Here is a 26,406-nt window from a genome sequence, read left to right as displayed (position 1 = left end):
GGACAGAGGACGCTGCCCCCGGATGACCGAACGGTCCCGGATCTGGAACTCCATCGCACTCCCCACGCTGGGGTGTTGCGACGACCACTAGCACCCAAGCACCGAGGGGCGGGCCGGTCATCGATCGTCACTGCAGCGGCGAGAGCGCCTTCTCGATGCTGGTCATCATCGCGACCGGGGCCTCGAACATCGCGTAGTGTCCGGCGTTGGCCAGGACGTCCAGCTCGCACTGCGGCAGCTGCTCCATCCACGTGGCCTTCATCGTCTCCGCGCCGAGCGCTGGATCGTGCTCGCCGACGATCGTCTTGATCGGGATGGTCGTCCGCGGCAGTTCGGCCACGAAATCCGCTCCCGCCCAGGAGCGCAGGTAGGCGCCGAACGCCGGACGGGTGGAGAAGTCCACCGAGAACTGCGTCATCTGCCGCAGCCAGTACGCCGACTGCCGGTTACCGGTCGTGAAGTCCAGGATCGCGTAGCGGTTGCCGTCCTCGTTCTCGGCGCCCGTGAACAGCGCCTCGCTGTCCGCGTCGAACGGGACGCCCGACGCCGGCACCGGGCTGATGCCGATCACCGCGGTGATCCGCTCGGGGGCGTCGGCGAGCACGCGCAGCGCCGCGGCACCGCCCATCGAGTGGCCGATCAGCGCGAAGCGGTCCCAGCCCAGCTCGTCGGCGAGGGCGAGGGTGTCCGCGGAGATCTCGTCGAGCGTGTACTCGCCGGCCTCGTCCTTGCGGGCCCCGTAGCCGCGGTAGTCGATCAGGGCGTACGTGTAGGCCTCGGGGTCGACGAGTTCGGGCAGCAGGCCCCAGCCCTCCGACGTGCCGAACCAGCCGTGCAGCGCGATCACCTTGATGGGTCCGCGACCGACGATCTTGTGCGCGATGGTCATTCGAGTTCTCCTGTCTGTAACGCCCTCTGTGTGAACCGATGTGGAACGGGTCGGGCCCCGGTCCCACCCGCGAGGGGAGGGACCGGGGCCCGGGTGTCAGGTCGTGTCGGTCGACCGAACGGTCTCGGTCATGCGACGTCGTCGAGATCCACGCCCTTGGTTTCCCGGCTGAGCGCGAGGGCGATCACCGTGATCGCCATCGTGACCACCAGATAGCCGACAACCATACCGACACCGAAGTTCTCGATGAGCCAGACCGCGATGAACGGAGCCGGCGCGCCGGCGATGATCGACGAGCCCTGGAACACCAGCGACGAACCGGCGTAGCGGTAGCGGGTGGGGAACAGTTCGGTGATCCACGCGGCCTCGGGGCCGGCGAGCATGCCGTGGAAGAACGCGCCCACGCACACACCGAGCCACAGCATCGGCAGGCTCTCGAGCTGGACCAGCCAGAAGAACACCGGCGCCCACACCACCAGGATGATCGCGGGCACGAGCATCGCGGTCTTGCGGCCCACCCGGTCGGACCACGCGCCGCCGCCGATCATGCCGACGAACTGGAACAGCGACGCGAACGTCACGGCCAGGATGACGTCGCCGCGGTGGAAGCCGTGGTACGTCGTGGCGTAGGCGATGACGAAGACCGTGTAGACGTAGAACGCGATGTTCTCGCCGAGGCGCATGCCCAGGCCGGTGAGGACCGCACGCGGGCGGGACAGCGCCTCGAGGATGCTCGAACGCTCCTGTGCCGCCGGGGCCTTCGCGGCCTGCTCCTGCGCGGCCTTGAAGACCGGGGACTCCTCGACGCCGCGGCGCACCCAGAAGCCGACGATCAGCAGCGGGATCGCGAACAGGAAGGCCACACGCCAGCCCCACTGGTCGAAGGCGTCGTCCGTGAGGAAGAGGCCGAGAATCGAGACGACGACGGTCGCCAGGACGGTGCCCATCGGGGCGCCGGCCTGCGGCCACGACGCCCAGAAGCCGCGCTTCTTCGGTTCGCCGTACTCGCTCACCAGCAGCACCGCGGCACCGAACTCGCCGCCCAGCGCGAAGCCCTGGATCATGCGCAGCACCACCAGCAGGACCGTCGCCCAGATGCCGATCTGGTCGTACGTCGGCAGCAGGCCGATCGCCGCGGTCGCGCTGCCCAGCATGATGAAGGTGGCCACCAGCATCGGCTTGCGGCCGAACTTGTCGCCCAGGTGGCCGAAGACGATGCCGCCCAACGGGCGTGCCACGAAGCCGAGGCCCTGCGTCGCCAGCGCGAGCAGCAGCTTCGCGACGCCGTTGTCACCGGGGAAGAACAGCGGGCCCAGGACGGTGGCGGCCAGGATGCCGTAGATCGCGAAGTCGTACCACTCGAGCACGGCGCCGGCCATGCTGCCGGTGAGGACGCGCTTGAAGCTGGACTTGGGCGGCTGGTCGCTCGCAGACGAGCCCGGCACGGCGGGCCCGGTGACGGTCGGAGATCCCATGACGGATCCTTTCGGGTGCTGAAGAGATTCTGGGGAGGTGGGTCAGAGCGCGAGGGTGATCTTCTTGCCGCACGCACGCGAGCAGCAGGTCATCATCGACTTGTTCTGAGCCCGTTCGGTTTTGGTGAGCACCATGTCGCGGTGATCCACCTCGCCGTCGAGGACGGGGGCTTCGCACGATCCGCACAGCCCCTCCTCGCAGTCGCTCTGGATGTCGATGTTCGACGCGCGCAGCGCGTCGAGCACCGTCTGGTCGGCGGCGACCTGGATGGTCAGACCGGAGTCACGCAGTTCGACCTCGAACGCGTGCTCGTTGGCCGGGTCGAGCTTGGCCAGGTTCGACGTGAAGTGTTCGACGTGCAGCGAGTCCTCGGGCCAGTGCGCGGTGGCCTCGTCGAGGGCGGAGAGCAGGCGCTCCGGGCCGCACGAGTAGATCTGGGTCCCGTCGACGGGCGTCGCGAGCAGTGCCGGGATGTCCAGGCGGTTGCCGGCCGCGCTCGAGTGCACCTCGAGCCGGTCGCCGTGGTCGGCCGTCAGCCGGTCGAGCAGCGCCATCGTCGCGATATCGCTTCCGCAGTAATGGATCTCGTAGTCCTTGCCGGACGCCTTCGCGTGGTCGGCCATCGCGATGATCGGCGTGACGCCGATGCCGCCCGCGACGAAGATGTAGCGCTCGGCGTCGGGGTCCAGCTTGAAGTGGTTGCGCGGTCCGCGCATCTTCAGGGTGTCGCCGGCCTGCAGGGTGCGGTGCACGTAGCGCGACCCGCCGCGGCTCTCGGGCTCCTCGAGTACAGCGATCTCGTACGACGACAGGTCGTTCGGGTCGCCGCACAGCGAGTACTGGCGCGAGAATTCACCGAGCTCGACGTCGACGTGCGAGCCCGGGGTCCACTTGGGCAGCGACTTGCCCGTCGGATCGGACAGCGTCACGCGCACGACGCCGTCGGCCGCGGGCGTGATCGCCTCCACGGTCACCAGCCGCGAGATCTTGGACGGTTCACCGATCGTCACCGGCTGACGGCGATCGAGGGTGGCCGGATCGGCGCGTTCCGGGTTCGCGGTCGGATCCCACTGCACCCACACGTGATCCGGCCCGCGGAACGACGTGTTGGCCAGGTAGGTGAACTCCTGGTCCGGGACCAGTTCCATGTGCGGCAGACGCGTCGTGAGCTCCTCGAGGAAGATCTGCATCTCCATGCGGGCGAGGTTCTTGCCCAGGCACTGGTGGCCGCCGTACCCGAACGTGAGATGGTCGCTCGAGTTCTCGCGACGGATGTCGAAGTCGTCGGCGTCCTCGAAGTGCCGCTCGTCGTGGTTCGCCGACGACGTGACGATCAGCAGCTTCGAGCCCTTCGGGATGTCGACGCCACCGATAGTGGTGTCCGCGGTGACCAGCCTGCGCCAGGAGGCGACCGAACCGGAGTGACGCAGGCACTCCTCGACGGCGTTGGGGATCAGGCTCGGGTCGGCGCAGATCTCCTCCCACACGCTGCGGTTCTCGAGCAGCAGGCGGAAGGCGTTCGCCGAAGCATGCGCCGTGGTCTCGTGTGCCGCAACGATTCCCGCCATCATCATCGAGTGCAGGTACGAGTCGGTGACGACGTCGGGCTGTTCCTTCTGGACCCGGATGCCGTACGGCATCCAGCCGTGTCCGGACGGGTCCTGACGCATCTTCTCGAGCACCTGGCCGGCGTACTGCCAGAACTTGCCGACCGCCTCGGCGACCGCGACCTGCTGCTCGGGGGCCGGTCGGCCCCACGTGTTCACGGTGTGCGCGATCGAGTACTTGCGCATCGTGTCCATGTCCTCCTCGGGCACCCCGAGGAAGTGCAGGGCCACGGTGAGGGGGACCTCCCACAGCATCTCGTCGACGAGGTCGGCCCGGCCGGTCTCGACGAAGCGGTCGACGTACTCGCGGGTGAGGCGGCGGACCATCGGCTCGTGGTGGACGAGCTCGGCGGGGGTGAACGGGTCCATCAGCGCGCGTCGGCGCGGCATGTGCGCGGGCTCGTCCTCGTTCACGAGGGTGCGCGACATCGCGTAGTCGTACTTCGCGAGCGTTGCGGTTGCCTCGTCCGACACCGGGGTGATCTTCTCGAGCGCGATCGACGGCGAGAAGAGGATGTTGTCGCGGAAGACGGCCTTGACGTCCTCGTACCGGGTGACCACCCAGTATCCGAGCTCGGGGCTGTAGAACACCGGCTCCTCGTCGCGCGACCAGCGCAGCGACGCGGCGGGGTCCACCTGGTACGGGCCGGTGAAGGGATCGAAGGCGGCGGCATTCGCGGAAACCGGGCAGCCCGTGTTCTGCAGGGCCGTGTGATCGATCGGGCACACGCTCATGAGTTGCATCTCCGTCTGTCCTAAAACTCGCACTGAGCTGCGAAGTTACTAATAACGCACATCGTGTATCGGTGAGCGAACTCCGCACAGAGTAAGTGCGGTCACATTGGAGGTCAAGTGCGATCCGCATAACCACGCAGGTGGTCTGTTCTGCGGCCGTGGCGGAGAGGGCGGCGCGGGGCCAGTGCTTCGGCGCGCTCGCGATTTGCGCACTTGTCGGTCTCGGGCGGGCAGGCGCCGGACCGATAAGTGCGCAAAACGCGCGGGAGGGGGCGGGTGTGGAGGAGCGGCGCGGCCGGGAGGTGTCAGGCGGTGAGGAGGCCCTCGATGCCGCGGGCGGTGCGCATCACCGCGGCCGCGGCCCGGTCGGTGTCGAGACCGTCGATCGCGACGACGCCGACGCTGCGTTCGCGCCCGGTGCTCGCGTCGATTCCCTCCGGGAGGACGATGCCCGACGCGATGCCCACCGCGCCGTGCTCGAGTTGCCCGCGGGTGAGGCTGTAGCCGTCGGCGCGGGCCTGGCGGACCGCGTCGGAATCGCCGGGCGACTCGGGGCGCGACGCCAGGATCGCGATCCCGGCGGCGCCGCGGTCCAGCGGGTGGCTGCTCCCGACCCGGTAGCCGACCCGCAGCAGCGTGCCCTCCGGTTCGGCCACCATGATCACGACGCACTTCTGGCCCTGAGCTGCGGAGACGAAAGCAGTTGCGCGGGTCTCGTCGGCCAGTGCGTGGAGCAGGGGCTGCACGTCCTTCGAGAACTGCGGTTCGAACCGGGAGGACAGGACCGCGGCGGCGATGCCCAGCCGGACCAGTCCGTCGCCGGTGCGTGCCACCAGCGCGTGCGCTTCGAGCGTCGCGACGATCCGGTAGCAGATGGCCCGGTGGACGTCGAGCTCCTTGGCGAGGTCGGCCACCGAGATCCCGGTCGGGGACTGCGCGACGATGTCGAGCGCGCGCAGACCACGGTCGAGGGTCTGAAGCGTGCTCATGTCGGGTCCTGTTCGGGTCGTCCGGTCCGGGGCCGGCGGGATGCCGTCGTGTCGGATCTCTTTGTACAGACTATTTCGCTCGGGGCGGTAACCCGTTGCGGCACAGCGCGCGACGCGGCACGTGACGGCAGCCGTCCGGGGCGTACCGGACGTCGGGGAAAATAGTTCATAGATATACTAATTAGGTGAGCTATCCAGGACGATCCGTGCTGCGCGCGCCCGACGCGTACCGCGATAGGGTGGCCGCATGAGCCGGGACGAAGGGCGCGATGCGCAGGTGGCGCAGGACGCGATCGCGCCCGGCTCGCTCGACTTCTGGTCGTTCATCGACCTCGCGAACCGCCGGCTCAGCACCGAGTTCGGGTCCACGCACCAGCTGGCCACGCAGGTTTTACTGACCCTCAACCGGGCCGCGAACGTGGTCACCTACGACCTGGAATCGTCCGTGCATCGGCCCCGCGGGCTCTCGTGGTCGGCGTTCCGGTTGCTGTTCGTGACCTGGCTGGCCGGCCCGATCGAGCCCAAGAGCGCCGCCAAGCTGACCGGTATGAGCCGCGCGGCCGTGTCCAACCTGACGAAGACGCTGGAAGCGTCCGGCCTGCTCGAGCGGACGCCCGACGAGCGCGACGGACGCTCGGTGCAGCTCTCGCTCACCGAGAAGGGGCGTGCCGAGATGGCCGCCACCTACCGCGAGCACAACGAGCGCGAGTATGCGTGGGCGAGCGTCCTCACCGAGGCTGAGCAGCACGTTCTCGTCATGCTGCTGGACAAGCTCATCACCAACCGCAGCCAATTCGACGTCCGCGGCCGCAACTGACGCCAACCTCTCCCGATTCGCGCACTTGTCGGTGTTTCCGGGGTCCTCCGGGGACCGATAAGTGCGCGAATCGTGGGGGCCGGGCGCGGGCGGGTGACGAGACCGTTCGTGTGGTTGCGCTCACGCCCCGAAACTAGTTAATCTGTTTACTAACCTCGGAGAGGAATCGGCGGTCCCGGCAAGCCACGGCCCGCGCTGCTGTTCCGCCGACGGTGAGGACCACAGCCCGGCAGTGAAACGGGCGCGACCACATCAGGAGGCCGGTCATGGCGTTCTACCGACAGCTCGGCAACATCCCGCCGAAGCGGCACACCCAGCATCGGGACGAGGACGGCCAGCTCTACTTCGAGGAGCTGATGGGCGAGGAGGGGTTCTCCTCCGACTCGTCGCTGCTGTACCACCGACACATCCCGTCGGCCATCGTCGACGCGACCGTCTGGGAACTGCGCGACCAGACCACCACCCCGAACCACCCGCTCAAGCCGCGGCACCTCAAGCTCCACGACCTCTTCCCGGAGGAGATCTGGGCCGAGACCGACGTCGTCACCGGCCGCCGGCTGATCCTCGGCAACGCCGACGTGCGCATCTCGTACGTGGTGTCCGCCAAGGAGTCGCCGCTGTACCGCAACTCGCTCGGCGACGAGATGGTGTACGTCGAGTCCGGCGAGGCGATCGTCGAAACCGTGTTCGGCGCGCTGCACGCCCGCCAGGGCGACTACGTGCTGATCCCGATGTCGACCACCCACCGCTGGGTGCCGCAGGGTTCGGAGCCGTTGCGCGCGTACGCAATCGAGGCGAACAGCCACATCGTTCCGCCCAAGCGTTACCTGTCGAAGTTCGGCCAGTTCCTCGAGCACGCGCCGTTCTGCGAGCGCGACCTGCACGGCCCCGCCGAGCCGCTCGTTTCCGAGGGCACCGACGTCGAGGTGCTGGTCAAGCATCGCGCGGGCGGCGCGATCGTCGGCACCCGCATGGTGTACCCGAACCATCCTTTCGACGTCGTCGGCTGGGACGGCTGCCTGTACCCGTACACCTTCAACATCTCCGACTACGAGCCCATCACGGGCCGCGTGCACCAGCCGCCGCCGGCGCACCAGGCGTTCGAGGGCAACAACTTCGTCATCTGCAACTTCGTGCCCCGCAAGGTCGACTACCACCCGCTGTCGATCCCGGTGCCGTACTACCACTCGAACGTGGACTCCGACGAGATCATGTTCTACTGCGGTGGCGACTACGAGGCCCGCAAGGGTTCGGGCATCGGCCAGGGCTCGATCTCGATCCACCCCGGTGGTCACGCGCACGGCCCGCAGCCGGGTGCATACGAGCGCAGCATCGGCGTCGAGTTCTTCGACGAGCTGGCCGTCATGGTCGACACCTTCCGCCCGCTCGAGCTCGGTGAGGGCGCCCTGGCGTGCGAGGACCAGGCCTACGCGTGGTCGTGGTCCGGACGGGGGCCGAACAAGTGACCATCTCGCCGCTGCTGAAGGGTCTGTGCGACGACGCGGCGCTGTTCCCTCCGGGGAACGCGCCGATGGAGGCCGCGGTGCCCGCGCACCTCGTGCACGAGCGCAGTGAGCATGCCGCGCTGGTGGGACCGTTCGTGTTCCCGGCGCCGCGGCTGGATGAGCTGCCCGCGATTGCGGCCGAGCAGGACGGTGTCCTCCAGCTGAGCCTCACCGTGCCCGGCGGCACCGACGCCGTTCCGGCCGCGCTCGAGCAGCTGCGCGCGATCGACGGCGTGAAGCTCGTCGCGATGGAGATCGCCGTGCCCGAGGGGCAGACGCCGGAGGCACTGTTCGCCGCGCTGGACGAGATCGCCTCGGCCGCACCGGGTGTCGACATCTTCGTCGAGGTCCCGCGTGACGACCGTCGTCCCGCCATCCTGGCCCGGATGGCGGGAACGGCGTACGCGGCGAAGTTCCGGACCGGTGGCGTCGTGGCCGCCGCGTACCCGGACGAGGCCGAACTGGCCGCCGCGATCCACACGGTCGTCGGGACGGGCGTGCGGTTCAAGGCGACCGCCGGCCTGCACCACGCGGTGCGGAACACGGACCCGGACACCGGATTCGAACAGCACGGCTTCCTCAACGTCATGCTCGCGGCGCACCGGGCCGCGGGTGGCGCGAGCGTCGACGAGATCGCATCGACGCTGGCCGACCGTGACGGGAAGCGCCTGGCAGGCGAACTCGACGGCCTGTCGCCCGAGGCGGTGGACGCGCTGCGCGCGACCTTCCTGTCCTTCGGCACCTGCAGCATCAGCGACCCGCTGACCGAACTGGTCGGCCTCGGACTGGTGCCCTCAGCATCCACCGGACTCTCCGCGCCTATGGGTTCGGTGGATTTCAACTCGATCGACGAAGGATCCCGCGCATGACCGTCATCTCGATTCCTGCCGACTCCCTGTTCGGTATCGACAACCTGCCCTACGGCGTGTTCTCGACCGCCGACGCGGGCCCGCGGGTCGGCGTGCGCGTCGGCGACAGCGTCGTCGATCTCGCGAAGGCGCTGGGCGATGACGTATTCGCCCAGCCGACGCTGAACGCGTTCATGGCCCAGGGGCGTGACCGTTGGGTCGAGGTCCGTGCGCAGATCACCGAACTGGTGTCCGGCGAGGTCGCCGACGACGCGGTGTTCTCGGTCGACGACGTCACGATGCACCTGCCGATCGCGGTCGCCGACTACGTCGACTTCTACGCCTCGGAGAACCACGCCACCAACCTCGGCCGGCTGTTCCGACCGGATTCGGCTGCGCTGATGCCGAACTGGAAGCACCTGCCGGTCGGCTACCACGGCCGGTCCAGCACCGTCGTGGTGTCGGGCACCGACATCGTGCGCCCGTGCGGTCAGCGCAAGGCCCCGGCCGACGCGGCCCCCACGTTCGGTCCGTCGATTCGGCTCGACATCGAGGCCGAGATGGGCTTCATCGTCGGCGTCGGTTCCCCGATGGGTTCCTCGATCACCCCGGACCAGTTCGCCGAGCACTGCTTCGGCGCCGTGATCCTCAACGACTGGTCGGCCCGCGACATCCAGGCGTGGGAGTACGTCCCGCTGGGCCCGAATCTCGGCAAGAGCTTCGCGACGTCCATCTCCGCGTGGGTGGTTCCGCTGCTGGCGCTCGAGGCCGCCCGCGTCGACACCCCGGTGCAGGATCCGACGCCGCTGCCGTACCTGCAGGGCGACGAGAAGTGGGGTCTGGACATCGACCTCGAGGTCGAGTGGAACGGTCACGTCGTCTCCCGCCCGCCCTACGCCCAGATGTACTGGTCGCCCGCACAGATGCTGGCGCACACCACGGTCAACGGTGCGGCCGCCAGCACGGGTGACCTGTTCGGTTCCGGCACCATCTCGGGTCCCGAGAAGGCTCAACGAGGCGCCTTCATCGAGCTGACCTGGGGCGGCGCCGAGCCGGTCACGGTCGGTGACGAGCAGCGCACGTTCATCGAGGACGGGGACGAGATCTCGATCTCGGCAACCGCGCCCGGCGCGAACGGCGGACGCATCGGCTTCGGCGAGGTCCGTGCCCGCATCCTGCCCGCCACCGGTGATGCCCGATGAGCAAGGTCTTCGCAACCGCGGCCGAGGCCGTCGCCGACATCGTCGATGGATCCTCGCTGGCGGTCGGTGGTTTCGGCCTGTGCGGCATCCCCACGGAGTTGATCGGTGGTCTGGCCGACCGGGGCGTCACGGGACTCGAGGTGTTCTCCAACAACTGCGGCGTCGACGAGTGGGGTCTGGGGATCCTGTTGGCGGCCGGGCAGATCCGTCGGGTCACCGCGTCGTACGTGGGTGAGAACAAGGAGTTCGCGCGCCAGTACCTGTCGGGTGAGCTGGAGGTGGAGTTGACCCCGCAGGGCACCCTGGCCGAGCGGATGCGGGCCGGTGGTGCCGGGATCCCCGCGTTCTACACCCCGGCCGGTGTGGGGACCCCGGTCTCCGACGGCGGGCTGCCGTGGCGCTACCACCCGGACGGGTCGGTCGCGGTCGCGTCGCCGGCGAAGGAGACCCGCGAGTTCGGCGGCAAGACGTACGTGCTCGAGGAGTCGATCGTCGCGGACTTCGCGCTGGTGCACGCCGAGGTCGGGGACACCGAGGGCAATCTGGTGTTCAACAAGACCGCGATGAACTTCAACCCGCTCGCCGCGATGGCCGGCCGGATCACGATCGCGCAGGTCGAGCAGCTGGTGGAGCCGGGCGAGATCGATCCGGCGCAGGTGCATCTGCCGGGGGTGTTCGTCCAGCGTGTGGTGCATACCGGGGTGCAGGAGAAGCGAATCGAGAAGCGGACGGTGTCGGCATGAGCTGGTCACGGGAGCAGATGGCCGCGCGCGCCGCGGCCGAGATGATCGACGGCGAATACGTCAACCTGGGGATCGGGCTGCCGACCTTGATCCCGAACTACCTGCCCGACGGGGTGAAGGTGGTGCTGCACTCGGAGAACGGCATCCTGGGCACCGGCCCCTACCCGAGCGACGATGCGGTCGATCCCGACCTCATCAACGCGGGCAAGGAGACGGTGACGGTGAACCCGGGTGCGGCGTTCTTCGATTCGGCGTTGTCGTTCGGCATGATTCGCGGTGGCCACATCGACACCGCGGTCCTCGGGGGCATGCAGGTCTCGCGGACCGGGGACCTGGCGAACTGGATGGTGCCGGGCAAGATGGTCAAGGGCATGGGCGGCGCCATGGATCTGGTGCACGGTGCCCGGCGCGTCATCGTGGTCATGGAACACACCGACCGCGATGGCGGCGCCAAGATCGTCGAGCAGTGCTCGCTGCCGCTGACCGGTCAGGCCGTCGTGCAGCGGATCATCACCAACCTGGCCGTCATCGACGTCACCGACAGCGGGCTGGTGCTGCGGGAACTCGCGCCCGACGTCACCGTCGAGCAGGTGCAGGCCGCGACCGGCGCCGAGTTGGCCGTCGACCTGGCGGGCGAGGCAGCCTAACTCCCCAATTTCCCGTCCGGCCCGGAACTCCCCCCCTTCGGGCCGGACGGGTTCCCGGCCCGGGGCGGCGCGACGGCCTCGGCGATGAACCGGGCGGCGCGCTGGAACTCCAGTTCCATGTCGAAGACGGTGTCCTGGCGCCAGTACCGGATCGTCGTCACGTACACGGCGGTCACCATTTGCGACAGGAACCGCAGCGGGTAGTCCGTTCGCACCTCGCCGCGGGGGATGCCGGCCTCGAGGACCCGGCCGAACGCGACGATGAACCGTTCCGTCCGGGCGGCGCTGATCGCCGGCGTCGCCAGATCCCGGTCGAGTTCCCGGGTGGTCGCGCGGAAGTACTGTTCGAGGGTGACCGCGGCCTCCACGACGTCGTTGAAGAGCGACTCGATTCGCTCGGCGGTGGTCAGGTCCCGGGCGAGTAGGTCGTCGATGATCCCGGGCAACTTGTCCATGTGCCCACCGTGCAGCGCGGCGAGGACGGCGTCCTTGTTCTCGAAGTAGTTGAAGAACGTGCCGCGCGAGACGTGCGCGGCCGCCGCGATGTCGTCGATCGTGGTGTGGTCGAAACCCTGTTCGGAGAACAGTGTCCGTGCCGCTTCGATCAATCGCTCGCGTGTCCGCTGCTTCCGTTCCTCACGCCGAGTGATGATTTCTCGCTCGTCCGTCATGTCGCCCCCGGGGTTCCCGCCAGCATTCCGACCGGTCAGTACAAACAAACTACCCCGTCGCGCCGCTGTCGCGAGGACAAACCTCTCGAACTGGACACGGTCACGACTTGTCGGCGATGCGGCCGGATCCGCGCGCGTCGACGGTGCCGGTGACGCCCGTCGTTCCGCGAAGACAACGGCGCGGCGCCCGGCATTGTTGCCTTCCCGTCGGCGAACGGGGTTTTCTTCGGCGGGGCAGTCGATCTCGCAACTATTGACGCGTGTCAATTTTCTGCCTACCTTGTGAAGTACCTCACTGAACGTGTTGTGGGCGGCTTCGACGGAGCGCCCACGTCCAGGCAGAACTTTGAACGGAGCATGATGGCGAAACCCATGACATGCATCATCGGAGCCGGGATCAGCGGTCTGACCGCCGGCAAGATGCTGAGCGACTACGACATCCCCTACGAGTGTTTCGAGAGTTCCGACCGGATCGGCGGCAACTGGGCGTTCGGAAATCCGAACGGACATTCGAGCGCCTACCGCTCACTGCACATCGACACGTCGAAGACCCGGTTGTCGTTCAAGGACTTCCCGATTCCGCAAGAGCTCCCGGACTTCCCGCACCACACCGACATCAAGCGGTACCTCGACGACTACGCCGACGCCTTCGGGCTTCTCGACCGGATCCATTTCCGCAACGGCGTCGAGCATGCGGAGCGCCTGCCGGACGGCGGGTGGGAGATCCTGACGCAGGACGGCGAGACTCGCCGTTTCGACTTCCTCGTCGTCGGGAACGGGCACCACTGGGACCCCCGACTCCCGGACTTTCCGGGCGAGTTCACCGGGGAGTCGATCCACTCCCACGCGTACATCGATCCCGAGACGCCGCTGCACCTGCGGGACAAGCGAATTCTCATCGTCGGCCTCGGCAACAGCGCGGCGGACATCGCGGTGGAGCTCTCGCACCGAACCCTGCGGAACAAGGTCACGCTCTCGACCCGTTCGGGCGCCTGGGTCGTGCCCAAGTACGCGTTCGGCGTCCCGGCCGACACCCTGATCCAGACGATCCCGCAGATCCCGCTGTCGTGGCAGCGCCGGATGGGTCGACGGGGTCCGATCTTCCTGTCGGGTCGCCCGGAGAAGTTCGGGTTGCCCAAGCCCGACCATCACTTCGGTGAGGCGCATCCCACGCAGTCGCAGGAGCTGTACATTCGCCTGGGCTCGGGCGACCTGAATGCGCGGCCGAACATCGAGCGACTCGACGGCGAGACGGTGCATTTCGTCGACGGCACCAGCCAGGACTTCGACGTCATCATCTACGCGACCGGCTACAACATCACGTTCCCGTTCTTCGACGAGGACTTCCTGAGCGCGCCCGGCAACAACTTCCCGCTGTACAAGCGCATGTTCAAGCCCGGATTCGACGATCTGGCCTTCATCGGCTTCGCGCAGTCGGCGCCGACGCTGTTCCCGTTCGTCGAATGCCAGTCCCGCACGCTCGCGGCGTACCTGGCCGGCACCTACCGACCGCCGTCGGCCGACGAGATGAACCGCGTCATCAAGGAGGACGAGGCGCGCTTCGTGGGGCACTTCAACAACCGGCCCCGGCACACCCAGCAGGTGGACTACTACATCTACGAGCACGAGATGCGGACCAAGGAGCTGCCCGCCGGGCTCGCCCGGGTGCGCAGGGACGGACCGGTCCGATTCGCGGGCGTCCCGGCCCCGGCATGATGGGGACCTGTACGCCGTAACCGACCCGAAAGCCGACATATGAGCAGTCGCCACCCCGTGCCCACCGACGAAGCCGGTACCCGGAGGGCGAACAAGGGGGAGGAGCGCCGGGCCGCGATCCTCGACGCAGTCGAGAGCCTGCTCGAGGATCACAGCCTCGACGAGATCAGCATCAGTGACATCTCGCGCGCCGCGGGTGTCACGCGGTCGGCGTTCTACTTCTATTTCGACAACAAGGCCAAGGCCGTAGCGGCCCTGTCCCGAACCGTCTACGGCGAGATGCGCGACGGCGCAGGTGCGTACCTCGGACGGGAGGGCAGCCCGAGGGAGATGATCGAGGGCCTGATCACCGAGGTGATCGGGACCTGGGAACGTCACCCCAATCTGTACCGGGCCCTGCGCGACGCGCGGGACTCCGATCCCGCCGTGCGCGAGATGTGGGATCTCGACCGCTTCAGCTTCATCGATCCGGTGGCGTCGGTGATCGACGCCGAACGGCAGTCGGGACGCGCAGCCGACGGACCGGACAGCCGGGCGCTCGCTGTGGTTCTACTCGACATGAACGACCGTGCCGTCGAGGGTCTCTCGCGGGGCGGTCCGGGGGCACTCGACCCGGAAACCGCCCGCGAGGCCCTGGTTACGGTGTGGCTCAACACAATCTATGGGAGCAAGCTGTGACACGTACCGATGTGGACATCCCCGTGCAGGGGAGCACCGTCTCGGCCTGGCACTACCCAGGCGAGGGTGACGCCTTCCTGACCGCGGCCGGGAGGCCGTGTGTCGTGATGGCACACGGATTCGGCGGGACCGTCGACTCCGGGCTCGAGGGATTTGCCGAGGGGCTGGCCGCCGCCGGTCTCGACGTCCTCGCGTTCGACTACCGCGGATTCGGCCGCAGCGGTGGGCAAGTGCGGCAGACGATCTCGATCCGCGGTCAGCTCGAGGACTATGCCGCCGCGATCGCAATGGCGCGCCGCCTCGACGGGGTCGATCCCGGCCGCATCGTCGCCTGGGGCGTGTCGCTGTCCGGCGGCCACGTCCTCAGTCTGGGAGCGAGCGACCCGCGCCTGGCCGCGCTCATCGCGCTGACGCCGGCGGTGGACGCCCTGGCGGCGTCCACGGCGTCGATGCGCCAGTACAGCGCCGGCCACCTGGCAAAGAGCTCACTGGCGGCCGTCCGGGACAAGATCTCGGCAGCCCGTGGTGGCGTCGGCGTCACCATCCCGCTCACCGCGCGGCCGGGTGAGGTGGCGGCGCTCGCCTTGCCCGGGATCTACGAGGACTACCTGTCCATCGCAGGCCCGAGCTGGCGCAACGAGGTCAGTGCGCGGTCGTTCCTCGAGATCGGCTCGTACCGACCGTCGACGCTCGCGAAGAACGTGACGGCGCCGCTGCTGGTGCAGATCGGCGACCTCGACCGCAGCGCACCCCCGCACGCCGCGGCCAAGGCGGCGGAGCAGGCCCGGGCCGAGGTGCGCCGCTATCCGTGCGACCACTTCGACGTCTACCCGGGCAAGCCGTGGTTCGACCGGGCTCTCGAACACCAGATCATGTTCCTGCGTAGGCATCTCGCCGTCGATGCCGCATCGTCGATCGAGGAGGATGCCGATGCGCGCGTTGCAGCTGGTTGATTACGGCCGGATCGCCGTCGTCGACACCGATATTCCGGAGATCGGACCCGGCGAGGTCCTGATCGAGGTGGCCGGGTCGGGACTGTGTCACTCGGACATCCACATGCGGCACTCGCCGATGACGATGATCCCCCCGCCCATGACGCTCGGGCACGAAACCGCCGGGCGGATAGCCGCTCTCGGCGACGGGGTCGAGTCCTTCGCGGTCGGCGACGCCGTCCTGGTCTTCCTGGTGTGGAGTTGCGGGACGTGCCGGGCCTGCGTTCAGGGGCGCGAGAATTCCTGCGAGCGGTCGATGGGCCGACAGGGTATGCCCCTGTGTCCGGGGCTCGCGGCGAACGGCGGTATGGCCGAGTACATGCAGGTCGACGCGCGGTACGTCGAGCCGCTCGGTGACCTGGACCCGGTCACCGCCGGTCCGCTGGCCGATGCCGGTCTGACGACCTATCACGCGATCGACGGTGCCCGCGACCGACTCGGGCCCGGTACGACGGCAGTGGTGATCGGAATCGGCGGCCTGGGGCACACCGCGGTGCAGATCCTGGCGGCGACGTCGGCGACGCGCATCATCGCGGTGGACTCGGCGGAGGAAAAGCTCGAACTGGCCACCACGCTGGGCGCCGACCATGCCTTCGCCAGCGACGCGTCGTGCGTCGAGAAGATCCTCGAGCTCACCGACGGGATCGGCGTCGACGCGGTCTTCGACTGCGTGGGCGTGCAGGCGACCGTCGACATCGCCACCCAGGTCATCGGGCGCGACGGCGCTCTGCGTGTGCTGGGACTGGGCGGCGGGACGTTCGAGTGGTCGGGCTTCGCGCTGCCGTGGGGCGCGACGGTGCGCACCAGCTACGCCGGTACCCGCGCGGACCAGCGCGCGGTGATCGACCTCGCGCGCCGCGGGCTCGTGACGATCGAGGCCGAGACGTTCCCCCTCGAGGACGCCGTCGCGGCGTTCGATGCGCTCGAGGCCGGAAAGATCAAGGGCCGGGGAATCCTGGTGCCGGGCAGGAGCTGACCGGCACACCGACGGACCGTTCCCCCGCGGTCCGTCGGTGCGGGAGCGGTCAGTACAGACGACCCTCGTGCAGTGCGCGGTCGAACTCCGGCATGGGGTCGCCGTCGCGCAGTCGCTGCGAGATGGCCGGATCCGCCAGGTGGAGGCGGCCGATCGCGACGAGGTCGAACTCGCCCTCGTCCATGCGGCGCATCAGTTCCGGGATGGTGTTGGACATCTGCGGCAGCCCGACGATGACCTGTTCGTTCAGAGCGCTGTCGAGACCGACACTGCCGACGGCCATGACGGTGGCACCGGTAACCTTCTTCGCCCAGCCGGCCAGCGAGAGATCACTGCCCTCGAACGCGGGCGCGTAGAAGCGGCGGATGCTCGCATCGAGGATGTCGACGCCGGCGTCCACCAGGGCGTTCAGGATCACGCCGAGTTCCTCGGGCGTCTGCGCGATCTTCGACGCGAAGTCCTGCTGCTTGTGCTGCGAGAACCGGAAGATGATGGGGTACTCGTCGCCGATCTCCCTGCGGATGGCCTTGACGACCTCGGCGGGGAATCGCGTGCGGCGCCGAAGGTCTCCGCCCCACTCGTCGTCGCGCTGGTTGGTCGGCTCCCACAGGAACGCGTCGAGGAGGTAGCCGTGTCCGCCGTGCAGGGCGATGCCGTCGAATCCGACGTCGATCGCGTTGCGCGCGGCGGCGGCGTAGGCCGCGATCACGTCCGCGATGTCCTGTTCGGTCATCGCTGCCGTCACGGGGCGCATCTGCTCGACGTACTCGTCGGAGTACATCGTATTGCCGACGCTGCCCCAGTGCCCGGACGGGCGCATGGGCGTGACGTCGCCGACCGGGCCCATCGCGCCGAACAGCGGTCCGACGTGCCACAGCTGGGGAACGATCTTGCCGCCCGCCTCGTGGACCGCGTCGACCACCTTGCGCCAACCTGCCAGGGCCGTTTCGCCGTACATCACCGGCACGGTGTCGGCGTCGACGGCCGAGGGGTGCTCGATCGCGACCCCCTCGGTGACGATGAGTCCGGTCCCGCCCTCGGCGCGGCGCCGGTAGTAGGCGACCACCTCGCCGGTGGGGACGCCGCCCGGCGAGCCGTGACGCGTCATGGGCGACATCGCGATCCGGTTCCTCAGCTCGAGGGAGCGGACCGTGAGCGGCTCGAAGAGGGCGGACATGTCGGTGGCCGCGGCGGTCACAGGGCTCCCATGTAGTCGAAGAAGTTGGGGGTGTGGGTTTCGCGGAGCCGGGTGAGCTTGCGGTAGCTGATGAGCCAGTTGTCCCCGACCTTGCGGTACTCCTCGTGGTAGTGGCCGTAGCCGTGGAGGTGTTCCTCGACATCGCCGTTGGTCCACCACAGTTCGTCCTCCATGGCCCAGATTCCGGTGGCCGTGGTGTCGGAGGTGAGGGTGATCTCCGGGGTGTGCGCGTGATGCGCCGTGGTGACGTGCGTCGAGGATCCGAGCATGCCGCGGATCGAGTTGGTGAGGTGTTCGCGCCCGGAGGCACGGTTGGACTGTCCGCCTGCCGTCGGCTGCTTGTCGTCGGGGAGCCCGCCCCACGTCTCGGTGACGACGTCCTCGGTGTGCAGGGGCCCGTAGAGGTCCCATTGCTTGGTGTCCATGACGCGCAGGCGCGCCGAGAACACCTTCTTGATCTCCTCGATCGCGAGCAACTGCTCTGCCGCGCTCAGAGTCAATGCACCGGTGGGCTCATCCATGGCTGGACCTCTCTGTCGAATCGTAGAAGTTGGGGGAGTGGTCCTCCCGAAGGCGGGTGAGCGTGCGGTAGCTGATGAGCCACCGGTCCTCGACCTTGCGGTACTCCTCGTGGTAGTGGCCGTAGCCGTGGAGGTGTTCCTCGACATCGCCGTTGGTCCACCACAGTTCGTCCTCCATGGCCCAGATTCCGGTGGCCGTGGTGTCGGAGGTGAGGGTGATCTCGGGGGTGTGGCCGTGGTGCACCGTGGTCACGAAGACGTTGCCGTCCAGGGTGTTCCGAATGGCGGCGGTGAGTGCCGCTGGTCCGACGACACGACTGTCGGCGCCCCACGACTCGCTGACGACGTCGTCGGTGTGCACGGTCGCGTAGAGGTCCCACTGCTTGGTGTCCATGATGCGCAGGCGCGCGGCGAAGAGCCGCTTGATCTCCTCGATCGCGAGCAACCGCTCCTCGGTGGAGAGGGTTACGGACTCGGTCGGGACGGATTCGACTGCACCGCTCATCGGTTCAACCTCCGGTCGACTACATCGTCAAACAAGCATTTGATGGTGGTGGAGCATATCCGGCCGGGCGACACGTGAGTGGAGAATCCCGCACAGCGGAAGCCTTCCCGGACTGTCGGTCACATCGCGGTGTATCCGCCGTCGTCGAGGTGGAAGGCGCCGGTGATGAAACCGGCCGCCGGGGAGGCCAGGAACGCCGCGAGGGCGGCCATTTCCTCGTCCGGTGGGCCTCTCGATGATTCCGGGAGACCGGTGTCACCCCAGGAGGGTGACGCCGCAGTCGTAGGTGAAGTCGACGAACAGCTCACGCCGGGCGATGCGCCAGGTGTCGGCCTCGCGGCGGTAGTCGTCCCCGTACCGGATCGCCACCACGTAGTCGCGGTGTCCGCCCTCCACCGCGTAGACGTGGTGCGCCTCGCAGTAGACCTCGCCGCGCGCGGTATCACCCGCCGGATCCACGATCTGCTGGCTCACCACGTGTCGCGTCGAGTGCAGGTGCGCCACGGCGCCCAACACCCCCGCCGCGATCGACGGCGCACCGTTCAGGATCGGCTCCTTGCCGCGTCGGACCAACCCGGCCGGCTGCACCAGCCGGGCGTCGTCGGTGAAGAGCGCGGTCAGGGCGAGCTCGTCGCGGCGGTCCACGGCGATCGCGTACTGCGCGACGAGGTCCGAGAGGGCGAGGCGGTCTGCCAGTTCACGGGTCATGACGAGCATTCTTCCTGCCTATGCGCGCCTCGGCGGGCGACTTCCCACTCATCGGCAGAACCGCGGCTAGGGAACGACCTGGGCCTCCATGGCTGCGAGGAATCCCTCGCCGTACGGCGGGAGGGTTCCCCACTCGGCCCGCGGGTCGTGCTCGGGCGCCTCGAAAACCGTACGGGCATGGCTGAATTCGAGGAATCCTTCCCGGCCGTGATAGTGCCCCATGCCGGACGCGCCGACGCCGCCGAACGGCGCGTCGTGCATGCCCGGGTGCATCATGATGTCGTTGACAGTGACGCCGCCGGAGTACGTGCGCGTGAGCACCGCGTGCTGCTCGACCGGATCGGTGCCGAAGTAGTAGAGCGCCAACGGCTTCGGTCTGCTGTTGATGTCTGCGATGACGTCCTCGGTCTGGTCGTACGGCAGCAGGATGATCGCCGGTCCGAAGATCTCCTCCTGCATGATCTTCGAATCGGCCGGCGGCGAGACCACCAGGCGCAGTGGGCGCTTGCGGTCACCGTCGACCGGAGCGCTCTCGTCGACCGGGGTGGCGACGATGAGCGCGCCGCGATCGCGGGCATCGGCGACCAACGACTCGACACGGGCGAGGTGCCGGTCGCTCACGATCGCAACCACATCGGGGTTGTCGGTGACGGTCGGCAGCAGGGCCGCGTACGACTTCTCGAGTGCGCCGACGAAGCTGTCGAGCTGTTCGCGCGGAACGTAGACGACGTCGGGGGACACGCAGATCTGCCCGGAGTTGGTGGCCTTGGCGATCGCGATCTTGTTCGCGGCGCCCTCGAGGTCCGCGCTGCGGCCCACGATGGTGGGGGACTTGCCGCCCAGTTCCAGCGTGACCGGGACGAGGTTCTTCGCCGCGTTCGCCATGACCAGCTTGCCGACCTCGGTGCTGCCGGTGAAGACGAGGTGGTCGAAAGGCAGCGAGGTGAACGCGTCGGCCAGGTCGGGACCGCCCGTGACGACCGCGATCTCGGCCGGGTCGAACACCTCGGCCACGGCCTCGGCCAGCACCTGGGCGGTGCGCGGGACGATCTCGGACGGCTTGAGGATCGCGCGGTTGCCGGCACCCAGCGCGCACGCCAGGGGACTCAGCAGCGTGAACAGCGGGGCGTTCCACGTCCCGATGATGCCCACCGAGCCCTTGGGCTGGTACTGGACGTAGGCCCGGGCGTCCAACTGATCGTAGGGCGGGTACGGCGGCCGCTCCTCGTTGCCCATCCACGACGCGAACGAGTCGCGCGCGTGCTTGAGCGACGTGAGCGACCCGAGGATGTCGTTCATGATCGAGTAGGCGACGAGGCGTCCGCCGAAGTCGGCGTCGATCGCCTCCGTGAGCGGCTTGTGGTGACGCACGAGGAGATCGATCATCCGCTGCAGGCGTTCTCGGCGAATCTCCGCCGACGCGGTGCCCTGCTCTGCTGCCGCGCGCTTCTGGGCCCCGAGGATCAGGGGCAGCTGCGCGACCGGGGTGGTGGCGGTGACGTTCTCGCTCACGGGTAACTCCTGTCGTTGCCGATGTCACGACGCTAAACGCGCTGTGTCGGCAGTAACAGTGAGATGTCTCGTTGATCGGGAGTGCTTTCCGGGAGCGGGGCCGGAAAGGGCCGATCGGCCCCTGTGAGCGGCGGTGATCCCGGTAGGAGGTGCCCAAGACCGGAGGTCGTGGGGCTCCCTCCTCGCGGGACCTTCGTCCCGGTCGACGATTCCCCCGGTGAGTGGAACGCGTTCTCGTTACGATGCGGCATGCGAATCGCCAAGACCTCGACGCTGTCCCTGCTCGCCGCGGCCGCGGCCGCGGTGACGGTCGCCGCGCCCGCCGTCGCATCCGCTGCGCCCAATACTGCCGACACCCCGAACCAGGCGATGGCCCGGGCCTACATCGATGCGCTCGTCGACCACGACGCGAGCGCCGTCCTCTTCACGCCGGGTGCGACCCGTGTCGAGGCCGGTCTCCAGACCGGATTCAACGGACCGCAGCTGACGAACGACCTGAACCACGGCGTCCAGTACCGGGTGATCCAGGGCGTGCGCGACCTGACGATGACCGAGAACGGCGACACGGTCCACACCCGCTACCTTCTGGACGCGGGCATCGCCGGGCAGCGGCTGATGACCGTCGAGATCGTCGAGACGTTCGACTTCGAGGGCGGCGCGATCGGCCGCATCCACGCCACCATCTCTCCGGTCGCGCTGTCGTGACGGCGATCTCCGCGTAGCCTCGCGGACGGACTGCACCGGAGAGCGGAGGGAACGGCGATGACGGACGGCGATCAGCGCGTGGCGGTGGTCTCGGGCGCGGCGCGCGGGATCGGTGCCGCGATCGCGAAGCGGCTCGCGTCGGACGGTCTCGCCGTCGCGGTCCTCGACCTCGACGAATCGGCGTGCGGTGACACCGTCGCCGCGATCCGCGCCGCCGGCGGCCGCGCGCTCGCCGTCGGCGCCGACGTGTCCGACGAGGCCGGCGTCGACGCCGCGGTCGCCAGGATCGCCGACGAACTCGGTGCGCCCACCGTGGTCGTGAACAATGCCGGGATCACCCGGGACAACCTGCTGTTCAAGATGAGTATCGACGACTGGGACGCCGTGATGCACGTGCATCTGCGCGGGGCGTTCCTGCTGACCCGGGCGGCGCAGAAGTACATGGTGGAACAGAAGTGGGGCCGGATCGTCAACCTGTCCAGCACCTCCGCGCTCGGCAACCGCGGGCAGGTGAACTACTCGGCCGCCAAAGCCGGCATGCAGGGGCTGACGAAGACCCTCGCGCTCGAGCTCGGCCCGTTCGGGGTCACCGCCAACGCGATCGCGCCGGGCTTCATCGTCACCGAGATGACCGCCGCGACGGCCGAGCGCCTCGGGATGTCGTTCGAGGACTTCCAGGCGGGCATCGCCGCCGAGACGCCGGTGCGCCGCGTCGGACTGCCCGCGGACATCGCACACACCGCATCGTTCTTGGTCAGCGAGGGCGCGGGTTTCGTCTCGGGACAGGTGATCTACGTGGCGGGCGGACCGAAGGACTGACGCTGCACGGACTGGCGTTGGACATCGAGGGCGAGCTGCGTGCGGGACGCGCACCCGGTGGCCGCGAGGATGCGACTGACGTACTTCTTGACGGTGTCCTCCGTGAGGGTGAGCCGACGGGCGATCGCGGCGTTGCTGAGTCCGTCGGCGACCAGTCTCGCTACGTCGCGCTGGCGTTCGGTCAGCTCGGCGAGCAGGTCCCGTCCGGGCACACCGACGAGACCTCGGGTGAGCACCGACAACTGACGGGCCAGCAGACGCAGCGCTGCGAAATCCCGAGGGCCCAGTGCGTTCTCGTCGACGTCGTACAAACCGACGAGCGCCCGCGCGTTCCCTGGCAGATCGAGGTGCAGCGCGTTGACCGAACGCCACACATCGAGATAGTCGCGGACGTAGGTCGCGGACTCCTCCGGCAGCTCGTGCAGGTCGGTCAGCGACGCCACCCGTGTCGTCTCGAGTCGACGCCGCGCCTCCGGCGTCCCGAAGACGTCGAACCGTGCCCAGTTCTGCTGATACGCAGCGCGTTTGTGCTCCCACCCGGCACCCCCGGCGAGGGTGGCATCGGGGTCGGTGAACTGGCTCTCATACGTGTCCCCGACGAAGCACGTCGCGACCCGGACGGGGAACACGTCGGTCATCGCCCCGACGATCCGTGTACGGAACTCCGGCACCGTCCGGATGTCCGCGCAACGGTCGAGCACCGCGAACACGCGCTCGTAGTCGGTGGTACGCAACGAGACCTCGGTCAAGAGTTCACCACCAATTCGAGTACACGGCGTGCGCCGAGGCGGTATACGGGAACTGTCCACCAAAGTGCACTGTCGCCCCGGCTGCCCGAATTCTAGCGTCGGGGTCGACTGCGTTTCAGTGATTTCCCGAGGAGTACACGCATGGGCAGGCTACGGTTCGGTGCGTTCATCGCGCCGCATCATGCAGCAGGGCAGAATCCGACCGTCGCGTTGCAGCGCGACCTCGAGTTGGTGGAGCATCTCGACCGCCTCGACTTCGACGAGGTGTGGATCGGCGAACACCACTCGGCTGGCAGCGAGATCATCGGGAGCCCCGAGATCTTCATCGCGGCGGCAGCCGAACGCACCAAGCGCATCAAGCTCGGCACGGGCGTCACCTCACTGAGCTATCACAACCCGCTGTGGGCCGCGGATCGGATGGTGCTGCTCGACCACCTCACCCGCGGCCGTGTGATGCTGGGTGTCGGCCCGGGCTCGCTGCCGACCGACTCGTCGATGATCGGACTCGACCCCACCGAGTGTCGCGAACTGCTCGACGACAACCTCGACATCGTGATGCGGCTGCTGAACGGCGAGTCGGTGACGGCGAAGACCAAGACCCACAACCTGGTCGACGCCCAGTTGCAGATGCGGCCCTACTCGCATCCGATGTTCGACATCGTCGTCGCCGGCGTGGCCTCGCCCACCGGACCGCGGTTGGCCGGCAAGCACGGGCTGGGCCTGCTGTCGATCGGCGCGACCCTCACCCCCGAAGGCTTCGACGCCCTCGGCCACCACTTCGGAATCATGGAGGAGCGGGCCGCCGAGTTCGGGACCACCGTCGACCGCAACCAGTGGCGGCTGGTGTGCCCCATGCACATCGCGGAGACCGAGGAGCAGGCCCAGCAGGACGTGCGGTTCGGCCTCGGCGAGTGGATCGATTACTTCGGCAAGGTCGCGGCCTTCCCGCACTTCGGCTCCGGTGGCGCTTCCATGGATCAGATGATCCAGTACATGAACCACTCGGGCATGGGCATCATCGGCACCCCCGCGCAGGCGCGCGAGCTGATCCAGAAGCTCATCGATCAGTCCGGCGGCTTCGGCTCCATGCTGATCATGGGCACCGACTGGGCCAACCCGGCCGCCACCCGACGCTCGTTCGAGCTGATCGCGCAGCAAGTGGCGCCACACTTCCAGGGGCAGTCCCAGCCGTTGTTCGACGCGGCGACCCGCGCCGGGAAGGTCCGCGAGGGCCACAACGTGGCGCAGCACGCGGCGATCGCGCACATGACGAAGAAGTACGAGGACGAACTGGCGGCCAAGGCATGAGGGCCGCGGTCCTGCACGGCGTCGAGGACCTCCGGGTGGAGGACGTCCCGGAGCCGGAGCTGCGCGACGGCCACGTCCTGATCGCCGTGGCGTACAACGGCATCTGCGGATCCGACCTCGGCCTGGTCCACTCCTTCGGCGTCTCCGAACATGCGCACCCGCTGACCGGGGCGTGCGGCCCGCAGATCCTCGGGCACGAGTTCTCCGGTGTGGTCCGAGCCGTCGGCGCCGGGGTCACCGACATCGCCGTCGGTGACCGGGTCGCGGTGCAGCCCACCTACCGGTGCGGCACGTGCGCCCGGTGCCGGGACGGGCACGAGCACCTGTGCGAGGTGATCGCCTTCCACGGGATCAACGCGGACGGCGGCGGGCTGTCCGAGTACACGGCCGTCCCCGCCGAGAGCGTGCACGTGCTGCCGGACGCGGTGTCGCTCGAGCAGGCCGCGGTGGTCGAGCCGCTGGCCGTCGCGCTGCACGCCGTCGAACTGTCCGGCGTGGCGCCGGGACAGTCGGCGCTGGTCATCGGGGCGGGTCCGATCGGGATCGCGACGGCACTGAACCTGCGGGCCGGGGGAGTGGACCGGATCCTGCTCAGCGAGATGTCCGAGACCCGTCGCACGATCGCCGCCGGGCTGGGATTCGACGTGCTCGACCCGAGCGCGGAGGATCCGGTCGCCGCGGTGCGGGCGCGCACCGACGGGGCCGGCGCGGACGTCGTGTTCGAGTGCGCCGGTGTGGAACCCGCGGTGCTGACCGCGCTCACGACGGTGCGGCCGCGCGGCGCGGTGGTCCTGCTGGCGACGTACAAGGAGCAGGTGCCGCTGCACACGTACCTGATGATGTTCGGCGAGATGCGGCTGATGTCGTCGCTGGCCTACTCGCGCAAGGAGTTCCGCACCGTCATCGACCGGATGGCGGAGGGCGCCTACCCGCTGGACGGGTGGGTGGAACACGTCCCGCTCGCGGACGTGGCGGACGGCGTGCGGGCGGTGTCCGAGGGCCGCAGCATGAAGGTACTCGTGGAGGTGGGAGATGTCTGAGCCGGAATCGACGGGTGCACGCTTCGGCGGCAAGGTCGCGGTCGTCACGGGCGCGGCGTCCGGGATCGGTGCGGCCGTCGCGACGCGACTGGTCGGCGAGGGTGCGTCTGTGGTCGGGATCGACCTCGCGGCCGACGCGCTCGAGGTCATGGAGAAGGAACTCGGCGAGAAGTTCGTCGGCGCCCCGGCCGACGTCACGAGCGAGGACGCGGTGGCCGCGGCCGTCGCCGTGGCGGTCGAACGCTTCGGCGCGCTCGACATGGCCTTCAACGTGGCCGGCGCCCAGAAGGGCGGTCAGATCCTCGACCTCGACGAGGCCGACTGGGACTTCACCATCGACCTCGTGCAGAAGGGTGTGTTCCTCTGCACCAAGCACGAGGCCCGGCACATGATGACGAACGGGCAGGGCGGCGCCATCGTCAACGTCGCGTCGCTGAACGGGCGCGTGCCCGTCATCGGGGGCAGCCCGTACGCGACCGGCAAGGCAGGCGTCGAGATGTTCGGCAAAAACGCGGCCGTCGAACTCGCGCGCCACGGGATCCGGGTCAACACGGTGATGCCGGGCCTCGTCGACACTCCGCTCGTGGCCGCGGTGATGGGTTACGAGCCGCTGTTGGACATGTTCGTCGAGCGCATCCCGATGGGCCGGCCCGCGAGCCCCGACGAGATCGCCGCGCCCTGCCTGTACCTGGCCAGCGACGACGCCAGCTACATCACCGGGACGAGCCTCATGGTCGACGGCGGCTGGGAGATCTCCAACTACCCGGACTTCACCAAGCTCGGCGGGTAGCGCAGCCCATCGAGCCCGACCGAGCCTGAGCGCCCATTCCTTCCGACCCCGCGCGGTTTC

General features: G+C 68.5%; 26 protein-coding genes. 15 read left to right on the top strand and 11 right to left on the bottom strand.

Annotation, left to right across the window (positions count from 1 at the left end; genetic code table 11):
* Positions 1-127: 127 nt before the first annotated feature.
* The 4 genes from ABTV10_RS23620 to ABTV10_RS23605 all read right to left on the bottom strand — a co-directional run bounded on the left by ABTV10_RS23620 (position 128) and on the right by ABTV10_RS23605 (position 5,696).
* Positions 128-889, bottom strand: coding sequence for an alpha/beta fold hydrolase (locus ABTV10_RS23620; protein ID WP_499031043.1), 762 nt, complete (start codon positions 887-889; stop codon positions 128-130).
* A 128-nt stretch (positions 890-1,017) separates the two neighbouring features.
* Entirely contained in the window at positions 1,018-2,364 is a 1,347-nt protein-coding gene (locus tag ABTV10_RS23615; RefSeq protein ID WP_433608132.1) for an MFS transporter, read from the bottom strand.
* Between the two features lie 42 nt (positions 2,365-2,406).
* Positions 2,407-4,716: a cytochrome P450/oxidoreductase gene (locus tag ABTV10_RS23610; protein ID WP_499031040.1), complete on the bottom strand. Its 2,310-nt coding sequence runs from the start codon at positions 4,714-4,716 to the stop codon at positions 2,407-2,409.
* A 296-nt stretch (positions 4,717-5,012) separates the two neighbouring features.
* A complete protein-coding gene (locus tag ABTV10_RS23605; RefSeq protein ID WP_433608130.1) occupies positions 5,013-5,696 on the bottom strand; it encodes an IclR family transcriptional regulator in 684 nt (227 codons plus the stop codon).
* 247 nt (positions 5,697-5,943) lie between these two features.
* Between ABTV10_RS23605 and ABTV10_RS23600 the strand changes: the two genes are divergently transcribed.
* From ABTV10_RS23600 to ABTV10_RS23575, 6 genes are all read left to right on the top strand, one after another.
* Entirely contained in the window at positions 5,944-6,513 is a 570-nt protein-coding gene (locus ABTV10_RS23600) for a MarR family winged helix-turn-helix transcriptional regulator (protein WP_433608128.1), read from the top strand.
* A 266-nt stretch (positions 6,514-6,779) separates the two neighbouring features.
* Positions 6,780-7,979, top strand: a complete 1,200-nt coding sequence (locus tag ABTV10_RS23595; RefSeq protein ID WP_499031037.1) for a homogentisate 1,2-dioxygenase — start codon at positions 6,780-6,782, stop codon at positions 7,977-7,979.
* Positions 7,976-8,887, top strand: coding sequence for a hypothetical protein (locus tag ABTV10_RS23590; protein WP_499031035.1), 912 nt, complete (start codon positions 7,976-7,978; stop codon positions 8,885-8,887). The genes ABTV10_RS23595 and ABTV10_RS23590 overlap by 4 nt, the downstream gene beginning before the upstream one ends.
* The gene (gene fahA / locus ABTV10_RS23585; RefSeq protein ID WP_499031032.1) at positions 8,884-10,068 is read left to right on the top strand and encodes a fumarylacetoacetase; all 1,185 of its coding nucleotides are present in this window, start codon (positions 8,884-8,886) and stop codon (positions 10,066-10,068) included. Before ABTV10_RS23590 ends, fahA begins: the two co-directional genes overlap by 4 nt.
* Entirely contained in the window at positions 10,065-10,811 is a 747-nt protein-coding gene (locus ABTV10_RS23580) for a CoA transferase subunit A (protein WP_499031030.1), read from the top strand. The genes fahA and ABTV10_RS23580 overlap by 4 nt, the downstream gene beginning before the upstream one ends.
* Positions 10,808-11,458 carry a CoA transferase subunit B gene (locus ABTV10_RS23575; RefSeq protein WP_499031028.1) on the top strand — a complete coding sequence of 217 codons (651 nt, stop codon included), beginning with the start codon at positions 10,808-10,810 and terminating at the stop codon, positions 11,456-11,458. Before ABTV10_RS23580 ends, ABTV10_RS23575 begins: the two co-directional genes overlap by 4 nt.
* Here the strand turns inward: ABTV10_RS23575 and ABTV10_RS23570 are convergent.
* Positions 11,455-12,129: a TetR/AcrR family transcriptional regulator gene (locus ABTV10_RS23570; RefSeq protein WP_499031025.1), complete on the bottom strand. Its 675-nt coding sequence runs from the start codon at positions 12,127-12,129 to the stop codon at positions 11,455-11,457. The two genes, ABTV10_RS23575 and ABTV10_RS23570, sit on opposite strands and share 4 nt — an antisense overlap.
* A gap of 372 nt (positions 12,130-12,501) precedes the next feature.
* On the opposite strand from ABTV10_RS23570, the gene ABTV10_RS23565 reads away from it, so the two are divergent.
* The 4 genes from ABTV10_RS23565 to ABTV10_RS23550 are packed head-to-tail and all read left to right on the top strand — an operon-like array spanning position 12,502 to position 16,491.
* Complete coding sequence (locus ABTV10_RS23565; RefSeq protein ID WP_499031023.1) at positions 12,502-13,845, top strand: flavin-containing monooxygenase; 1,344 nt, start codon at positions 12,502-12,504, stop codon at positions 13,843-13,845.
* Positions 13,846-13,902: 57 nt separating this feature from the next.
* Positions 13,903-14,523: a TetR/AcrR family transcriptional regulator gene (locus ABTV10_RS23560; RefSeq protein WP_499031021.1), complete on the top strand. Its 621-nt coding sequence runs from the start codon at positions 13,903-13,905 to the stop codon at positions 14,521-14,523.
* Complete coding sequence (locus ABTV10_RS23555; protein ID WP_499031019.1) at positions 14,520-15,476, top strand: alpha/beta hydrolase; 957 nt, start codon at positions 14,520-14,522, stop codon at positions 15,474-15,476. The genes ABTV10_RS23560 and ABTV10_RS23555 overlap by 4 nt, the downstream gene beginning before the upstream one ends.
* Positions 15,454-16,491: an NAD(P)-dependent alcohol dehydrogenase gene (locus ABTV10_RS23550; protein ID WP_499031017.1), complete on the top strand. Its 1,038-nt coding sequence runs from the start codon at positions 15,454-15,456 to the stop codon at positions 16,489-16,491. The genes ABTV10_RS23555 and ABTV10_RS23550 overlap by 23 nt, the downstream gene beginning before the upstream one ends.
* A gap of 49 nt (positions 16,492-16,540) precedes the next feature.
* Here ABTV10_RS23550 and ABTV10_RS23545 read toward each other — a convergent pair whose 3' ends face one another.
* From ABTV10_RS23545 to ABTV10_RS23525, 5 genes are all read right to left on the bottom strand, one after another.
* Positions 16,541-17,689, bottom strand: a complete 1,149-nt coding sequence (locus ABTV10_RS23545; RefSeq protein WP_499031015.1) for an oxidoreductase — start codon at positions 17,687-17,689, stop codon at positions 16,541-16,543.
* On the bottom strand, positions 17,686-18,210 hold the full coding sequence (locus tag ABTV10_RS23540; protein WP_499031013.1) for a nuclear transport factor 2 family protein: 525 nt from the start codon (positions 18,208-18,210) through the stop codon (positions 17,686-17,688). Before ABTV10_RS23540 ends, ABTV10_RS23545 begins: the two co-directional genes overlap by 4 nt.
* Positions 18,203-18,715 (bottom strand): nuclear transport factor 2 family protein, encoded by a 513-nt coding sequence (locus tag ABTV10_RS23535; protein WP_499031011.1) that lies wholly within the window; start codon positions 18,713-18,715, stop codon positions 18,203-18,205. The genes ABTV10_RS23540 and ABTV10_RS23535 overlap by 8 nt, the downstream gene beginning before the upstream one ends.
* 255 nt (positions 18,716-18,970) lie before the next feature.
* The gene (locus tag ABTV10_RS23530; protein WP_499031009.1) at positions 18,971-19,423 is read right to left on the bottom strand and encodes a nuclear transport factor 2 family protein; all 453 of its coding nucleotides are present in this window, start codon (positions 19,421-19,423) and stop codon (positions 18,971-18,973) included.
* A 66-nt stretch (positions 19,424-19,489) separates the two neighbouring features.
* Positions 19,490-20,935 (bottom strand): aldehyde dehydrogenase family protein, encoded by a 1,446-nt coding sequence (locus ABTV10_RS23525; RefSeq protein WP_499031007.1) that lies wholly within the window; start codon positions 20,933-20,935, stop codon positions 19,490-19,492.
* A 249-nt stretch (positions 20,936-21,184) separates the two neighbouring features.
* Here ABTV10_RS23525 and ABTV10_RS23520 point away from each other — a divergent pair, with 249 nt between their 5' ends.
* Together ABTV10_RS23520 and fabG are read left to right on the top strand one after the other, a co-directional pair.
* Positions 21,185-21,640, top strand: a complete 456-nt coding sequence (locus ABTV10_RS23520; protein ID WP_499031005.1) for a DUF8021 domain-containing protein — start codon at positions 21,185-21,187, stop codon at positions 21,638-21,640.
* Between the two features lie 57 nt (positions 21,641-21,697).
* Complete coding sequence (gene fabG / locus ABTV10_RS23515; RefSeq protein ID WP_499031003.1) at positions 21,698-22,459, top strand: 3-oxoacyl-ACP reductase FabG; 762 nt, start codon at positions 21,698-21,700, stop codon at positions 22,457-22,459.
* Here fabG and ABTV10_RS23510 read toward each other — a convergent pair.
* Positions 22,432-23,208: a helix-turn-helix transcriptional regulator gene (locus ABTV10_RS23510; RefSeq protein ID WP_499031001.1), complete on the bottom strand. Its 777-nt coding sequence runs from the start codon at positions 23,206-23,208 to the stop codon at positions 22,432-22,434. The two genes, fabG and ABTV10_RS23510, sit on opposite strands and share 28 nt — an antisense overlap.
* A 141-nt stretch (positions 23,209-23,349) precedes the next feature.
* Between ABTV10_RS23510 and ABTV10_RS23505 the strand changes: the two genes are divergently transcribed.
* Genes ABTV10_RS23505 through ABTV10_RS23495 form a run of 3 tightly spaced genes read left to right on the top strand, consistent with a single transcriptional unit; the run spans position 23,350 to position 26,346 of the window.
* A complete protein-coding gene (locus ABTV10_RS23505; protein WP_499030999.1) occupies positions 23,350-24,516 on the top strand; it encodes an LLM class flavin-dependent oxidoreductase in 1,167 nt (388 codons plus the stop codon).
* The gene (locus ABTV10_RS23500; RefSeq protein WP_499030997.1) at positions 24,513-25,556 is read left to right on the top strand and encodes a 2,3-butanediol dehydrogenase; all 1,044 of its coding nucleotides are present in this window, start codon (positions 24,513-24,515) and stop codon (positions 25,554-25,556) included. The genes ABTV10_RS23505 and ABTV10_RS23500 overlap by 4 nt, the downstream gene beginning before the upstream one ends.
* Positions 25,549-26,346 carry an SDR family NAD(P)-dependent oxidoreductase gene (locus tag ABTV10_RS23495; protein WP_499030994.1) on the top strand — a complete coding sequence of 266 codons (798 nt, stop codon included), beginning with the start codon at positions 25,549-25,551 and terminating at the stop codon, positions 26,344-26,346. The genes ABTV10_RS23500 and ABTV10_RS23495 overlap by 8 nt, the downstream gene beginning before the upstream one ends.
* The last annotated feature ends 60 nt before the right edge of the window (positions 26,347-26,406 follow it).

It is taken from the genome of Paraburkholderia sp. RHO2, from assembly GCF_050955445.1.
In the GTDB taxonomy this organism is placed as follows: domain Bacteria; phylum Actinomycetota; class Actinomycetes; order Mycobacteriales; family Mycobacteriaceae; genus Prescottella; species Prescottella agglutinans_A.
The sequence above is the reverse complement of the archived record's forward strand: the minus strand, read 5'-3'. Positions and strand labels throughout refer to the sequence as shown.